15 protein-coding genes are annotated in these 14,376 nt (G+C 63.7%); 9 read left to right on the forward strand and 6 right to left on the reverse strand.

The features are described from left to right. Positions 1-19 precede the first annotated feature (19 nt). The gene (locus AAFP32_RS13580; protein WP_350269567.1) at positions 20-589 is read right to left on the reverse strand and encodes a GNAT family N-acetyltransferase; all 570 of its coding nucleotides are present in this window, start codon (positions 587-589) and stop codon (positions 20-22) included. Then, entirely contained in the window at positions 589-1,746 is a 1,158-nt protein-coding gene (locus tag AAFP32_RS13585; protein ID WP_350269568.1) for a PLP-dependent aspartate aminotransferase family protein, read from the reverse strand. The genes AAFP32_RS13580 and AAFP32_RS13585 overlap by 1 nt, the downstream gene beginning before the upstream one ends. 141 nt (positions 1,747-1,887) lie before the next feature. On the opposite strand from AAFP32_RS13585, the gene AAFP32_RS13590 reads away from it, so the two are divergent. The 3 genes from AAFP32_RS13590 to AAFP32_RS13600 all read left to right on the forward strand — a co-directional run bounded on the left by AAFP32_RS13590 (position 1,888) and on the right by AAFP32_RS13600 (position 5,264). After that, entirely contained in the window at positions 1,888-2,958 is a 1,071-nt protein-coding gene (locus AAFP32_RS13590) for a YeiH family protein (protein WP_350269569.1), read from the forward strand. A gap of 123 nt (positions 2,959-3,081) precedes the next feature. After that, entirely contained in the window at positions 3,082-4,443 is a 1,362-nt protein-coding gene (locus AAFP32_RS13595) for an FAD-dependent oxidoreductase (protein WP_350269570.1), read from the forward strand. Positions 4,444-4,520: 77 nt separating this feature from the next. Continuing rightward, entirely contained in the window at positions 4,521-5,264 is a 744-nt protein-coding gene (locus AAFP32_RS13600; protein ID WP_350269571.1) for an SLC13 family permease, read from the forward strand. Positions 5,265-5,378: 114 nt separating this feature from the next. Here AAFP32_RS13600 and AAFP32_RS13605 read toward each other — a convergent pair whose 3' ends face one another. Beyond that, entirely contained in the window at positions 5,379-5,966 is a 588-nt protein-coding gene (locus AAFP32_RS13605) for a GNAT family N-acetyltransferase (protein ID WP_350269572.1), read from the reverse strand. Between the two features lie 169 nt (positions 5,967-6,135). Here AAFP32_RS13605 and AAFP32_RS13610 point away from each other — a divergent pair, with 169 nt between their 5' ends. The 4 genes from AAFP32_RS13610 to AAFP32_RS13625 all read left to right on the forward strand — a co-directional run bounded on the left by AAFP32_RS13610 (position 6,136) and on the right by AAFP32_RS13625 (position 9,443). After that, a complete protein-coding gene (locus AAFP32_RS13610; RefSeq protein ID WP_350269573.1) occupies positions 6,136-6,462 on the forward strand; it encodes a GNAT family N-acetyltransferase in 327 nt (108 codons plus the stop codon). A 259-nt stretch (positions 6,463-6,721) separates the two neighbouring features. Continuing rightward, positions 6,722-8,179: an NAD-dependent succinate-semialdehyde dehydrogenase gene (locus AAFP32_RS13615; protein ID WP_350269574.1), complete on the forward strand. Its 1,458-nt coding sequence runs from the start codon at positions 6,722-6,724 to the stop codon at positions 8,177-8,179. A 128-nt stretch (positions 8,180-8,307) separates the two neighbouring features. Then, entirely contained in the window at positions 8,308-8,934 is a 627-nt protein-coding gene (locus tag AAFP32_RS13620) for a putative immunity protein (RefSeq protein ID WP_350271503.1), read from the forward strand. Further along, a complete protein-coding gene (locus AAFP32_RS13625; protein WP_350269575.1) occupies positions 8,931-9,443 on the forward strand; it encodes a putative immunity protein in 513 nt (170 codons plus the stop codon). The genes AAFP32_RS13620 and AAFP32_RS13625 overlap by 4 nt, the downstream gene beginning before the upstream one ends. Before the next feature lie 39 nt (positions 9,444-9,482). Here AAFP32_RS13625 and AAFP32_RS13630 read toward each other — a convergent pair whose 3' ends face one another. The 3 genes from AAFP32_RS13630 to galU form a co-directional block, all read right to left on the reverse strand. Beyond that, positions 9,483-11,384, reverse strand: coding sequence for a hypothetical protein (locus tag AAFP32_RS13630; RefSeq protein ID WP_350269576.1), 1,902 nt, complete (start codon positions 11,382-11,384; stop codon positions 9,483-9,485). Between the two features lie 73 nt (positions 11,385-11,457). After that, positions 11,458-12,054, reverse strand: coding sequence for a GNAT family protein (locus AAFP32_RS13635; RefSeq protein ID WP_350269577.1), 597 nt, complete (start codon positions 12,052-12,054; stop codon positions 11,458-11,460). 64 nt (positions 12,055-12,118) lie between these two features. Beyond that, the gene (gene galU, locus AAFP32_RS13640) at positions 12,119-13,021 is read right to left on the reverse strand and encodes a UTP--glucose-1-phosphate uridylyltransferase GalU (RefSeq protein ID WP_350269578.1); all 903 of its coding nucleotides are present in this window, start codon (positions 13,019-13,021) and stop codon (positions 12,119-12,121) included. Positions 13,022-13,062: 41 nt separating this feature from the next. On the opposite strand from galU, the gene AAFP32_RS13645 reads away from it, so the two are divergent. Both AAFP32_RS13645 and AAFP32_RS13650 read left to right on the forward strand, forming a co-directional pair. Next, the gene (locus tag AAFP32_RS13645) at positions 13,063-13,722 is read left to right on the forward strand and encodes a 5-formyltetrahydrofolate cyclo-ligase (protein WP_350269579.1); all 660 of its coding nucleotides are present in this window, start codon (positions 13,063-13,065) and stop codon (positions 13,720-13,722) included. Between the two features lie 204 nt (positions 13,723-13,926). Continuing rightward, positions 13,927-14,277, forward strand: a complete 351-nt coding sequence (locus AAFP32_RS13650; RefSeq protein WP_101620127.1) for an FmdB family zinc ribbon protein — start codon at positions 13,927-13,929, stop codon at positions 14,275-14,277. Positions 14,278-14,376 lie beyond the last annotated feature (99 nt).

Genomic DNA, 14,376 nt, shown 5'->3' on the forward strand with positions numbered 1-14,376 from the left:
CGGGATCAGCGCGGTCAGGTCAGATCAGCGCGGCCGCCAGCTGACTCTCGGTCAGAGTCCGATCGGCGAAGACCAGGCGCATCGCCTGCGGATCGGGGTTGCCGGCGTCGAGGGCTCGATGCTGCAGGCTCAGGCCGATCTTCTCCGCCACTTTCCGCGAGGCCACATTGTGTTCGAGCAGGTAGGCGATGACAGGCAGTTCGGGCTTGAGCTCCTGGGCCCGCGCAACAGCCAGACGAGAGATCTCGCTGGCATAGCCGCGGCCCTGGACCTCGGGGCGGAAGCGGTAGCCCAGATTCCAATAGGCCTCGATCCGCTCCGGGTTCCACTCATCGGCCATGGGCATGCGCCTCACACCGCAGCCGCAGGTACCCAACACCGGACCATCCTCCGATTCGCGGACGATCCATGTCCCAAGCCCGTCGATCTCCCAATCAGCGATGCGGGTCAGCAGGAACGCCCCGGCTTCTTCCCGCTTGACCATCCGGCCGCTGGGAAAATGGGTCCACACGCGGGGGTCGCTGTAGATCTCGAACAGCTCGTCCAGGTGCTGAAGCCCCGGACGGTCAAGAACGAACTGCTCAGTCATCAAGCGCTGTGGGCAGCGCGGATGGCCGCGTCGAGGTCGTTCCACAGGTCATCGGCGTGTTCGATGCCCACGCTCAGACGCAGAAATCCGTCGGGGACCGATTCCGCTTCCGAGGCGTTGCGCCGCCGGCGTTCGATGAGGGACTCCACTCCGCCCAGGGAGGTGGCGGGGGTCCACACCCGAACCGCCTCGGCGACGGCTGTGGCCTGTTGCGCGGTCTCCACGCAGAAGGCGACCATCGCACCGAATCCCGACATCTGCGCTGCCGCACGCTCATGCCCGGGGTCCTCGGACAGACCCGGATAGCGGGTTTCGGTGACGTTGGGATGCGAACTCAGTCGTTCGGCGATCAGTGCGGCATTGGCCTGGGCTCGTTCCATGCGCACGGACAGCGTTCGCAGGCCTCGCAACGCCAACCAGACTTCGAAGGGGCCAGCGATGGCTCCACGCAGTGAGCGTTCGTCATGAAGCCGTTTGTGCAGCTCTTCGTTGTTGGTCAGCGCCGCGCCGAGGACGACGTCTGAATGCCCGGCCAGGTATTTGGTGACGGAGTGGACAACGACGTCCGCGCCCAGATCGAGCGGCGTCTGCAGGAGTGGAGTCGCAAAGGTGTTGTCGAAGACGGTCAGAATGCCGCGATCCCGCGCCGCGGAGATGAGTGCGGGTACGTCTGCGACTTCGAGCATCGGGTTGGTCGGAGATTCGATCCACAGCACCGCCGAGACTGCTTCAACGTCATCGAGTGCGTCGACGACGACTGCGGTGTCAACGATGTCGACGGTGGCGAGGCGGAATCCGCTGCGTTGCGCAACCTCACCGGCGGCCTCCAATGATCCCTGGTAGCTGTGTCGGGGCATGATCAGAGTGCCCCCGCGCGGGACCAGGCTGAGGGCCGCGGCGATCGCCGCCAGTCCCGAGCCGAAGACCAGTCCGGGCAACGCTGCATGTTCGAGTTCAGCCAGTGCCTCTTCGAACGGAGTCCACCCCGGAGTCGAGAACCGACCGTAGACATAGTCGCCGTGATCGGTCTCGCCGCTGCCGACGAAGGTCGAGGACAGTTCGATGGGAGGGTTCACCGACGAACCGTTCGAGCGTTGAGGACGGCCCGCTTCGACGACAACGGTTTCTGGCGCGTGGGACGATTCTCGTGAGGTCATTTTCCCAATATATGTCGTGTGCCGACCACTCCGCACTGATGTCTCAGTCCTGCACGCGCACCATGTGCTCCAGCAGCGCCATCCGGGTCGGCCGAACACTGCCGACTACCGAATCCGCTGACCGCTTGACAGACTGAACTCATGAAACGCATTGTCCGTCTCCTCCCCGGTTTGGGAGTCGCCGCAGCTGCCACAGCGATCGCGTGGCCCGTCTCAATGGCAGCCCCCGTCCTCTCCCCACTCCTCATTGCGATCGTCCTGGGAATCATCGTCGGAAACGTGCTCCCCGAACTGCCTCAGACATTCCGGCCCGGCCTCGATTTCGCGGCTAAGCCACTCCTGCGTTTGGGCATTGTCGCCCTCGGCGCGCAGGTCGTCCTCGGCGACATCCTCGAACTCGGCTGGCTGGTCCTCGTCCTCGCCGCAGTCGTCGTCGCCACAGGCGTCATCTCCAGCCTGCTGCTGGCACGTCCGTTCCGCGTCGAGTCGAATCTCGCTCTGCTCATCGGCTGTGGGTTCGGCATCTGCGGAGCCGCCGCAGTCGCCGGGATCGAGTCGACGCTGAAGGCGAAGAAGGAGGACGTGGCCGCGGCGATTGGTCTCGTGGTCCTCTTCGGCACGCTGATGATCGCTGTGATCCCCTCGCTGAGTCTTGCCTTCGGGCTGGCTCAGGACACCGCAGGCATGTGGGGCGGGGCGTCCACGCACGAGGTCGCGCAGGTCGTCGCGATCGGCGGCATCATCGGCCCCGCTGCTCTGCAGGTCGCCGTCCTCGTCAAGCTCTCCCGTGTCATCATGCTCGCCCCGACTGTCGCCGTGCTCAGCATGGTGATGCGCCGCAACGAAAGTCGGGAGGAAGCATCGGTGGCACCGACCGCCGAGGCAGCCCCGCAGTCCTCGTCGGGTGCTGGGTCTGGGTCGTCTGCACCATCCACCCAACCCGCCGCAAAGCGTCCGCCCATAGTCCCCCTCTTCGTCCTCGGCTTCCTCCTCATGGCGGGCTTGCGCACCTTCGGTCTGCTGCCGGACGTCGCGGTCGCCGGTCTGAGCTGGGTCCAAACCATGTGTCTGGCCATGGCGATGTTCGCCCTGGGACGCGGGGTCCGATGGCGTTCGCTGCGAGACCTCGGCGCCGGTCCGATCGGCCTGGCCGCGACGACGACTCTCATCATTGCCGTGATCGGACTGGGCGGTGCCCTCCTGTTGACCTGAGCGCCGAGCCAAGCAGTGAACGCCGAACCGAGAGCGCACATGCTGGAAGAGCCCTCTGCGAACTGCCCAACTTCGCTACGCTGATTGCCAAGACGAACCATGATTCAGGCGAAGGGTGCAGCAATGAGCGCGAGCGCGATAGTCGTCGGCAGCGGTGTGATGGGGGCGTCAATCGCGTTCTCTTTGGCCAAACGCGGATACGCGGTCACCGTCGTCGACAAGAAGTCCGGGCCGGCGCAGGGCTCGACCGGAGCCACCAGCGCGATCGTTCGCTTCACCTATTCTCTGCGGGACTCAATCGCCCTGGCATGGGAGTCGAAGCACCTGTGGGATAACCTGCGGGACTATGTGCAGGCACCGGAATCGGAGCCTGTCGCGGACTTCATTCGCACCGGCATGGCCGTCATCGACGTACCCGGACTGCTCCCGACCACCGTCCGCACAGACTTCGAGGATCTCTCGATCCCCTACACCGACTGGGACGCGGCCGACCTCGCCCGTGAGCTGCCCGGCATCGACACCTCGAACCACTACCCTCCCGTGCGCCCCGATGATCCGGGGTTCCTCGAAGACAGCAACGAGCCCGCGACGGCGCTGTACACACCGGACGGCGGGTACATCTCCGATCCTGTACTGGCTACGGAGAACTTCGCCCGCGCCGCCAAACGACATGATGCCCAGTTCCTCTACAACGCCGAGGTCATCAGTCTGCAGCACCGAACCATCAATACAGATCACAGCATCGCCGGCTCGCCCGGTGATGACGGCAGCACAGGCGAGGGTGCCACTGCCTGGTCGCTCAAACTCGCCGACGGTCGAGTTCTCGATGCTGAGGTCGTGGTGAACGCGGCCGGGCCCTGGTCATCGCGGCTCAACGAGCTCGCGAAGGTCGGATCCGACCACGGAATCTCGGTGACTCCCCTGCGCCAAGAGGTCCATACCCTGCCAGCGGAGTCAATCGTCATCCGCAGCGACGGCTCTCCCATTCCCGCCCTCCTCGATGCCGGCATCGGCACCTATATGCGCGCCGAGGTGGGAGGCCAGCTGCTCATCGGAGGTTCGGAACCCGAGTGCGACGAGTTGGAGTGGGTCAAGGACCCAGACACCGTATCGATGAGCGTTCGTCCCGAGCAGTTCGAGACGCAGGCACTGCGAGCGGCCAAACGCTTCAATGACATCACGATCCCGAACAGGGCCCGCGGAGTCGTCGGCGTCTACGATGCCTCCACCGACTGGACCCCCATCTATGATCGCTGCGAGACAGATGGCTTCTATCAGGCGATCGGGACGAGCGGCAACCAATTCAAGAATGCGCCGATGGTCGGCGAACTCATGGCAGAACTCATCGACGCCGTCGAGCACGGCCATGACCACGACGGTGATCCCGTCCGGGTTGCGCTCGAGCACACAGGCGGGGAATTGAATCTGGGAACCTTCTCCCGCCTGCGGTCTCCGGCGCAAACAAGCGGAAACGTCATGGGCTGACCTGCGCACAGCACACTCGAGCGCCGGTATTCGGGAGATGCCGGCCCTTCGCTTTGCGTTAGCCGCCCCTGCCGTTGTTGATCTTCATCGCTCTGTTGGCGATCGGTGCGATCCGCGGTGTGCAGATCGGCGTGCTCATGCTCGTCGGCGCAGCCGGCATTGCCTCCATGGGTGCGCCTCTGGCCGGTCTCGTCATGATGCCGGTGGGCATGCAGGTGGCCCGCAAGTACGGAGTCGACTATGCGTTGATGGGCTTGGCGATCTGCTTCGCCACCGGCGAAGGCTCCGGTTCGACGATCTCCCGCGGATCCGCCTCGGCGAGCACCGAATCAGGTCCCTTCTCGTTCGTGCAGATCCTCACCGTCGTCCTCATGGTCAGCCTCATCGGCTCAGTCCTCATCCTGGCCGCGTTCGGCAAGGAACCCGATATCGGGCTGCTGTGCTTCCTGTTCGGCGCGATCCTCTCGCTCGCCGATCCCCAGACCGGCAGGGCCGCGCTGCCCAAGATCGACTGGTCGACCGTTCTGCTCGTGGCCGGCATCATCACCTTCGTCGGCGTGCTGCAGACGATGGGTGCCGTGGACCTCCTGGGTGAGGGCGCCGAGGCGATCGGATCGCCGCTCATCGAGGCACTCGGCGTGTGCTCAGCAGTCATCGACGTCTCACCGTTCTCAACACTGGGCGCCACGGTCGTGGCCACGGCTCCAGGCGATCACAAGGCGCGGCTCACAAGCATCCTCGTGAAGTTCGGCATGTCGATGGTCATCATCGGACCCCTCGTGCTCGTCGGTGGTCTCGTCGTCCCGGCCATGATCTTCTGAGGCACCCCGACGAAGCCACGCAGCTCCGCTGCTCTGAGCGCGACAGAAAATGGTGCTCAGCGAATCTCGCTGAGCACCATTTTCACCTCGCCGAGGGCGGCTCGCAGTTGAGCCTCAGCGCAGGGGCTTGACCAGAAGGACGAACTCGAGGTCGTCGACCAGCGGCACACCGAAACGATCGTCACCATAGGGGAAGGGCTCGACCTCTCCGGTGCGTTCGTAGCCTCGGCGCCCGTAGTATGCAATGAGCTCGGTCCGTTTGTTGATGACGCTCATCTGCAGCGAGTGGGCGCTCCAACGTTCGACCACCCACGCCTCGGCGAGGTTCATCAGTGCCGACCCCACACCCTGCCCCTGCCCCACCGGAGAGACCGCAAGCACGCCGAGATAGGCAATGTTGTCGACGGGTTGCCGCAGGTAGACGCTGCCGACTGCCTGGCCCTCGGCCGACCTGACCAAGATCATCGACGAATCGGGTTCGCCGAGCATCTCGCGGGCCATATCAGCATCAAGTCGCTGGCCGCTGAGCAGATCCGCCTCGGTCGTCCACCCCTGCTTTGAGAACTCACCACGGTAGGCGGAGGCGACGAGCTCAACATAGTCGTCGATGTCGTCGAGGCAGAGTTCGCTGACTTCGAAACCTGCTTCGTGCAGGATCAGCGTGTGAGCATCGACCATGGTGGCGGGTGCGTAAGAGGACATAGGTCGGCTCCTTGAGGATGTCTGACCGTCGCCAGGAACGGCCGAAAGAACAGGTTGTTCAACAGGCTAGTCGCTTAGCGGCGAACACCACTATAGTTTCATGCATCAGGACTGACACATTGACATGGCGGCATGGCAATGACCGACACCTTCGCCCTTAGGAGCGTACATGGACCTCGAGATCTCGGACGAGACGTACACCTTCACCCAGGACATCGCGGCATCGCGCTTCACGGTGAGCCACGACGAGAAGGTCATCGGACACGTCGACTACGTCGACCGCGAGGCCAGCCCGGACGACACTTCCGAGGCCGCAGTGCGCACGTTCACCCACACGGAGGTCTCCCCTGCGTTCGGTGGCCGTGGGCTCGCGGCGCATTTGGTGCGCTTCGCCCTCGAGACCAGCGCCGAGGCGGATCTGAAGTTCCGTACGACCTGTTCATATGTCATGGAGTTCTTCCGCAAGCACCCCGAGTTCGAAGAGCTGCGTGCCTGAGCGGGCACGAACGTGAGAATGTAGCCGCCCCCGAGTTCTCGGGATCACGATGCACCACATAGTCCTGGTGACGAGCAGTGCCCTCATCCATCCCTCTCTGTCGGCCATGCCTCGAAGCTCGTATTCCAGCGAACCTCAGCCAACGAAATCCGCATCACACGCACCGGTCCTCACCACTACACTGTTCACTGTTGCGCTCTACCGTGTCTTTCGGCCACGACGCAGCCACGCCTTTTCGACAACCAAGGGAGGATCTGTCGTGGACATCACGCCGATCATCGACAAGCTCAACACCGGACTGTTCATCAATGGCCAGTGGCGTGATGCCGAGGGTGGAAAGACCATCGACGTCACCAATCCCGCGACCGGTGACCTCATCACGACGGTCGCCGACGGATCCGCAGCCGATGCTGAAGAGGCCATCAAGGTCGCCGGTGACACCCAGGAGTCGTGGGCGGCCACCCCGCCGCGCGAACGTGCCGAGATCCTCCGCCGCGCCTTCGAACTCCTCATCGAACGTGCCGACGACATCGCCGCGGTCATGACCGCGGAGATGGGCAAGCCCTTCGCCGAGTCCAAGGGCGAGGTCACATATGGGGCCGAGTTCTTCCGCTGGTTCTCCGAGGAGGCTGTGCGCGTCGGCGGCGAATACACCCAATCAACCGACGGAAAGACTCGCGTCATGGTCTCCCGCGAACCGGTCGGCCCCTGCATCCTCATCACCCCATGGAACTTCCCGCTGGCCATGGGCACCCGCAAGATCGGCCCGGCCATCGCCGCCGGCTGCACCATGGTGTTCAAGCCTGCGAAGCTGACCCCGCTGACCTCTCTCATGCTCGTCGACGTGCTCGTCGAGGCCGGCCTGCCCGCCGGTGTCCTCAACGTCGTCACTTCTGATTCCGCGCGCCGCGTCGTCACCCCGTGGATGGAATCCGGCATCGCTCGCAAGGTCACGTTCACCGGATCCACCGAGGTGGGTGTGGGTCTGCTCAAGCAGGCCGCCGACAACGTTATGAAGACTTCGATGGAACTGGGTGGCAACGCCCCGTTCGTCGTCTGCGATGACGCCGACATCGACAAGGCCGTCACCGGTGCGGTCCAGGCGAAGATGCGCAACGGCGGCGAGGCCTGCACCTCGGCGAACCGTCTGTTCGTCCACTCCTCCGTTGCTGAGGAGTTCTCGGCGAAGCTGACCGAACGCATCGGTTCGATGAAGGTCGGCAACGGTCTCGACGAAGGCACCGAAGTGGGACCGCTGGTCGACCAGGACTCCTTGGACAAGGTCGCCGGCCTCGTCGACGATGCCGTGTCCAAGGGCGCGAGGGTCCTCACCGGCGGGTCGAAGATCGAGGGCAAGGGCTTCTTCTACACCCCGACCGTCATGACCGATGTGCCGCTGGACTCCGAGATCCGCACCACCGAGATCTTCGGACCCGTCGCGCCCATCGTCACCTTCGACACCGACGAAGAGGGCATCGCATTGGCCAATGAGACCGAATTCGGTCTGGCCGGCTACCTGTTCAGTGAGAACGTCGAGCGTGCGCTGAACCTGGCCGACAAGATGCAGGTCGGCATGGTCGGCCTCAACACCGGCCTGGTCTCCAACCCCGCAGCACCCTTCGGCGGTGTGAAAAAATCCGGGCTCGGCCGCGAAGGCGGAAGCGTGGGTATCGAAGAGTTCCTCGAGGTCAAGTACGTGGCACTGCCCCGCGCCTGATCCCGCCCCACTCGACTACAGACAATGCGCATGTCGTGCGATCATGCATGGCATACGCATTCTCTATGCGCAGGTTCCTGCCCAGACCGGAATTCCGACCGTCGCAGCTACAATCAGACAGCGTGAGCATGGATCGCGAGCGAAAGACGTACCGTCAACCTCGACAGGCTGACTTCTCATTGAGCATGGAGGACCTCCGATCGGTCGTTGCGTTCACCTCTGCCGCCGCCGAGGTGGTTCTCCCTCACTTCGAAATGCAGTGCCCCGAGGACGGCAGACCCCGTCAGGCTCTCATCGCCGCACACGCATTCGTCCACGGAGAGCCGCGATCCATGGCTCAGCGGGTGAGTGCTCCGGCCGCCCATCGCGCCGGGCGAGAGGCAGACTCTGAGGTTGCGTTCCATGCTGCGATGGCAGCCGGAGATGCGGCCGCATCAGCGTACCTGCATCCTCTGGCCGATTCGATACAGGTCAAACATATTGTGCGCGCACCCGCACATGCCGTTCGCGTCATGGAACTCACCGGCAGCCCGGATGAGGATCCAGACCTTGATACCCTCCTTGACGGCTTCGCGTCGCATGCCACTTCCCAACTCAGCGATGTCCTTCGACGCTATCCGCGCATCGGTGCACCACCGAGCCGGATCAGTGCTCACATCAATCGGATCAACGTTCTCATGTCTGAAATCGATGACTGGTTTCGCAGCCAGTCGACCACTGTGGCTGAGGCCGCCCGCCTCACGGAGCACTCATGATTCTGCCCGAGGTTCGTGACCCGGCAATGGTGACGATTCGACGGGGCGGCACACTGACAGATGACGATCATCGACTGCTTGCACTGTGGGCAGCCGACTGCGCCGAGCATGTCCTGCCCCTCTTCGAACGCGAAACTCCGGAGGACACACGAGCCCATGATGCTGTGGCTGCCACACGTGCCTGGGCGGAAGGCACCGTGGAGATGATGCGGGCGCGCACCGCCGGAGGACACGCTATGGCCGCTGCCCGCCCGTTGCGAGGTGCAGCTCGGTTCGCGGCCTATTCGGCGGGACAGGCGGCCTGTGTCGGGCACGTTGCCGAACACGATCTTGGTGCGGCGGCCTATGCCATCAAAGCCGCCCGCAGTGCGAATCCCGAGGATCCTGCGGCGGGACGGACCGAACGTGACTGGCAGAGAGACCAGCTGCCCGGGCCGGTCCTTGAACTCGTCCTTGCGGATCAGAGGCGACGCAACTCCATCTGCTGGTTCCTCTTCGACACCGACTGAATCTGCTCACCTGCTCCGAAGACCTGAAAGCTTAGAGCTTCAGGCGCGGCGGCGAGCGAGAACGTCGTCGATGGCGCCCAGCTCGGGAGCCTTGTTGGTCCGGATCGCCTTGCGACCGTGGTCCAGTGGGCTGTCCTCACGAGCCGAATCGCTGAGTTCTGGGCGGTAGCCGAGTTCAGCGGCGAACTGAGCTGCGATGTCCTCGCGGCTGCGGGCCTCGGTCTCGTAGGAAGACGCATCGGCCGCCTTCGACTCGGGGATCGGGTGCTCAACCTGTGGGGCCTCAACATAGCTGGGGACTGGCAGCGGCGTCGGTGACCAGGCATCACGCGCCTGCAGCCGCTGCATGAACGGATCGTTCACCTTGGCGGTATCGACATTCGACGCGGCCGCCACGACGTCGGCGTCCTGTGCGTAGTCACTCTCGGCAACCGCCTCGGCCTGCGGCACGGCCTCAGTCTCGGAAGCCGACCCCACGTCGAGGGTCGAATCGGCGGTCGCCGCGAAGCTCTCCGCCTGGATAGCGGATGCCGACTCGGCTGCAGCCGCATTCTCCACAGCGTCTGTCTCCGTGGACTCTGTTGCCTTAGCGTCTGTTGCCGCTGCGTCGGGCGCTGGTTCTTCGATGATGGGGATCGGGCCGGTGAGCAGCACCTGACGGGTGGTGTGACCTTCTGCGGCTTCATTGCGAATTCGCACGATTGGAATTTCGCCCGTGGCGGCCTCTTCTTTGGTCTGCTTGGCGCTCACATTGCGCTGCATGACGGCACGCGCCTGGGCAGCCTTCGTCGATCCTGCCGACCGTGCCTCACCGGGCTGGGCTTCCGTGGCCTTCGACGCAGCAGATGTCGGGGCAGCAGGAACCGAGGCCGCGGCTGGCTTCGCAGCCGTTCTCTGCTTCGGCGCGGTGCGCTTGGTCTTCACCATCCCGCCGTCGAGTTCCCGGAGGCGAGCCTTGATCTCATATTTGCGCAGGTTGAGTGTGCGCACGATGACCAGGGAGACGACCGCGAGTCCGAGGAACACTCCGGTGAGAGCGACATGGACGACCGAGAACATCGCGAGTACGCCGGTCACCAGAACGCCCAAGGCAGAGGCCAGGAAGAGCAGTGCGAATCCTCGCGTCACCGCACCCAGCGATTTCATCGACTCGCGCAGTGTCGTTGCTTTCTCAGTCATCGAATGGTCCTCATCGGCTCCGAAAGTCGGGGTGGGAATCTGTGTACCTCGTCTGCTTGTCTCTGCTGTGCCAGTGGTGACGGCTTCGCTGGATCGACTGTGCGGCGATCGTGGCGCAGCCCTTCCCGGGCGGATCGGAATCGTCCCGGAGTGCTCGCCGATGTGGCTGGTGCTGCCTGAATCTCGGCTTGTCGACGAACCCTGGGCGTTCAGGCCGTGTCCGTTCGGGCCATGGCCGCTCGAACCCCGCTGGGACTGGTTGAACACGGCGTGTACTGCGGGATGCAGCAGTCGAACGTTGTCGACCGTCGCCGAGGCGGCTGCCTCGTGTGAGCTGTGGCTGTCGAGGTAAGTGGAGCGGGTTTCACCGACGGCCACAGGCAGGGAACTGCGCTGGTACTGTTCGTTCGCCTCGGTGATGGTGGAGCTCGTGTCCGTGGTCGAACTCGAGCCAACCTGTCCGTCGATGACGGCGAACTCCGGTGCACGCGCGGAGAGGCTGAGCTTCGGTGCGCCCGTCATCGCTGCGACGTCGGGGCGTGGAACGGTCGCTTCGATGCTGACCGAGGAGTGGAATACTCTCGCGCGTTCCGTGTGATCGTGGCCGGGGATCTGGGGGTCGGCGGCGACGACCTGCGCCCGATCCGGGACGGTGTCGACCTCGACGCGGGAGAGCTCCGTGGCTGATTTGCGGATCATTGTGGGCACGACAACGACGAAGACCACGATGATGGCGATAACGACGATGATGCTGGTGTCCACACTGCAACCCTAGAGTGCCCGGATCGGCAACGACGTGAAGGGATGTGGTGTGTCGGTTAAACAGATGCCAAGTTCACAGCTTTCTCAGGCTGTGACGGTACGCGGCGAGAATTCCCTGTGGAACCTCCTCGGCGACCAGGGCGAACGTACGGTGGTCACACCATCGCCCGTCGATGTGCATGTATTTCTCGCGCAGTCCCTCGTCCCGGAGGCCGAGCTTCTCGACCACGCGCAGGCTGGCCGTGTTCTCGGGTCGGATGTTGATTTCGATGCGGTGCAGCCCCAGGGCGAAGAGGCAGTGGTCGACAGCCATGGCAACGGCGATGGGGGTGATGCCGCGTCCGGCGACTCGCGAATCGATCCAGTAGCCGATCTGTCCGCTGAGGATGGATCCCCAACTGATGCTCGAAACGGTGAGTTGGCCGCGGAATTCGCCGCCGACCTCGATCGCCAGCGGCACCGACTGTCCCCGCTTGGCCTGCTTGTCGTACATGCGGACCATGGTCCGAAAGCCCGGCAGCTGCTGGCCGGGAATCGGCAGCGTCGCGTCCCAGGGACGCAGCCAATTCCGGTTGTGTCGGCGGACTTCTCGCCACTGACCCTCGTCGCGTCGATGCAGCGGGCGCAGCACGATGTCGGACTGCTGATCAGTCAGGATGACTGGCCACAAACGGCTGCCTCCGCTCTTGGGTGCTCACCCAATGATGCCCACTGGTGCGATGATCCAACGACGTTCAGGGAAGCGTTGCCACGTAATCCTTCAGCCAGCTGTTGAGGTCAGCTCCCAGGTCCTCGCGAGCGCTGGCGATCTGCACGACAGCCTTGAGGTAGTCGAGTTTGTCGCCCGTGTCATAGCGGGCACCCTTGAACACGACTCCGTAGACGCCGTTGCCGCCGTCCTGTTCGGCGAGTGTCTGGAGGGCGTCGGTGAGCTGGATTTCGTCGCCGCGACCCGGCTTCGTGGTCTCGAGGACGTCGAAGATCTCCGGTGCGAGGACGTAGCGGCCGATGATCGCAAGATTCGACGGGGCTTGGCCCTGTTCGGGCTTCTCGACCAGCCCGGTGATCCTGACGACCTCGTCATCGTCGGTGGCTTCAACGGCGGCGCACCCGTAGAGGTGGATCGCTTCGGGCGGGACCTCCATGAGCGCGACAACGCTGCCGCCGGTCTTCTCGGCAACGTCGATCATCTTCGGCAGGATCGGGCTGCGTTCGTCGATGAGATCGTCACCGAGCAGAACCGCGAACGGTTCCTGGCCCACATGCTGGCGGCCCTTGAGCACGGCGTGGCCCAGCCCCTTCGGGTCACCCTGGCGGACGTAGTGGATGTCGGCGAGTTCGGATGCGTGACGAACAGCGGCGAGTTTCTCTGTGTCGCCCTTCTTCGCCAGTGCGGCCTCGAGACCGTCGACGCGGTCGAAGTGGTCCTCCAGGGGTCGCTTGTTGCGACCCGTGATCATGAGAACATCCTGGAGTCCGGCATCGGCTGCCTCTTCGACGACGTATTGGATGGCCGGTTTGTCGACGACAGGCAGCATCTCCTTGGGCGTCGCCTTCGTGGCGGGGAGGAAACGGGTACCCAGACCGGCCACGGGGATCACGGCCTTGCGCACTGTGCGCTGCGATTCATCACTCATGCAGTTCATCTTAACCAATCACGGCGTCTCCGATTAGGCTGATGAGCGTGGATGCAGAAACTTCAAAGGCGCAATTGCGTGCACGCATACGTTCCGAACGTGCAACTCGGACTGCCACGGACCCTGAATCGTCAACCGCTGCGACGAAGTCGTCGGTCGCCGAGTCTGCCTGGCGAGTGGTCGAAAGCCTGTGGCCGGACCTGGACCTGAGTGACCGTTCGGTGCTCGCCTATGCCGCCCTGGCTGGCGAACCCGACATGGATTCGTTCATCGACCGGTTCCTTGCCCACGGCGGAACCGTCTACCTTCCCGTAGTCACCAAGGTCGGTCATGCCCTCATGTTCGGTGCCGTCACCGAATCCATGACCACCATCGAACCTCGCGGAAAGTGGGGAATTCGTGAACCCTCCCCCACACTCACCGCCCCTGACCTCCTGTCCGCCGAGGTGGCCCCTGCCCTTGCGTTCGTCCCCGCCCTCGGGTTCGGGCCCCAGGGTGCCCGCTTGGGCAACGGTGGAGGTTTCTACGACCGCACGTTCGGCCCGCAGGGCGAGGTGCCCCTGGCAGGCAACGACCACACTGGCCTGATCTACGGAGTCTGCTTCTCGAACGAGATCGGGCTCTCAGGACTCACCGTTGAACCCTGGGACCTGCAGATCTCCCGGGCCGTGACCGATGACGGTGTTCACTCCTTCGTCTGAACCGAGACGCTGATCGGCTCCAGCAGCGACTGGAATGGGGTCCACCTATGATTGTGTGTCGCCGATGCTCGATTGTGGGCCGCAGGAACCCACTCGCGCGCGTGACCCTGTGGACAAGACACGGCCGTTTGAACCGCTCACCCCAAGCGTTACTCGCGGCCAAGCGCAGTGGACTATAATCTTCTCGTCGAAGAAAGGTCTCGAATGCCCGTTTACTCCTACGCCTGCAAGAGCTGTGGTCATGCTTTTGATATCCACCAAGACTTCAGCGATGACTCGCTCACGGTCTGCCCCGAATGCCAGGGACGCCTGAAAAAGGTCTTCGGCACTGTGGGAATCAGTTTCAAGGGTTCCGGCTTCTACGCCACCGACTCTCGCGCGAGCAATTCGAGCACAGTCTCCTCTTCCGCAAACGCCGACTCCTCGAGTTCGTCTGGTTCGTCGAACTCATCCAGCTCGTCAAAGGAATCGTCGAGCTCTTCGGATTCGTCTTCATCGACATCGAGCTCACCGGCCAAGAGCACCCCGGCAGCCAGCAGCACCCCAGCCAGCTGACTCCGTCGCCATCGTGCCGACACCTTGACCGGCTCTCGATGCAACGCATGTGCCGTCCGGTTTCACGACAGTGCTTGTGCCTGCAGCACGACATCGCTT

The sequence above is a fragment of the Brevibacterium sp. CBA3109 genome (assembly GCF_040256645.1).
Lineage (GTDB): Bacteria > Actinomycetota > Actinomycetes > Actinomycetales > Brevibacteriaceae > Brevibacterium > Brevibacterium koreense.

Coding starts and splice junctions, on each gene's coding strand:
- AAFP32_RS13580 (WP_350269567.1), bottom strand. CDS start 589: ATGACTGAGCAGTTCGTTCTTGACCGTCCGGGGCTTCAGCACCTGGAC.
- AAFP32_RS13585 (WP_350269568.1), bottom strand. CDS start 1,746: ATGACCTCACGAGAATCGTCCCACGCGCCAGAAACCGTTGTCGTCGAA.
- AAFP32_RS13590 (WP_350269569.1), top strand. CDS start 1,888: ATGAAACGCATTGTCCGTCTCCTCCCCGGTTTGGGAGTCGCCGCAGCT.
- AAFP32_RS13595 (WP_350269570.1), top strand. CDS start 3,082: ATGAGCGCGAGCGCGATAGTCGTCGGCAGCGGTGTGATGGGGGCGTCA.
- AAFP32_RS13605 (WP_350269572.1), bottom strand. CDS start 5,966: ATGTCCTCTTACGCACCCGCCACCATGGTCGATGCTCACACGCTGATC.
- AAFP32_RS13610 (WP_350269573.1), top strand. CDS start 6,136: ATGGACCTCGAGATCTCGGACGAGACGTACACCTTCACCCAGGACATC.
- AAFP32_RS13620 (WP_350271503.1), top strand. CDS start 8,308: ATGGATCGCGAGCGAAAGACGTACCGTCAACCTCGACAGGCTGACTTC.
- AAFP32_RS13625 (WP_350269575.1), top strand. CDS start 8,931: ATGATTCTGCCCGAGGTTCGTGACCCGGCAATGGTGACGATTCGACGG.
- galU (WP_350269578.1), bottom strand. CDS start 13,021: ATGAGTGATGAATCGCAGCGCACAGTGCGCAAGGCCGTGATCCCCGTG.
- AAFP32_RS13645 (WP_350269579.1), top strand. CDS start 13,063: ATGAGCGTGGATGCAGAAACTTCAAAGGCGCAATTGCGTGCACGCATA.
- AAFP32_RS13650 (WP_101620127.1), top strand. CDS start 13,927: ATGCCCGTTTACTCCTACGCCTGCAAGAGCTGTGGTCATGCTTTTGAT.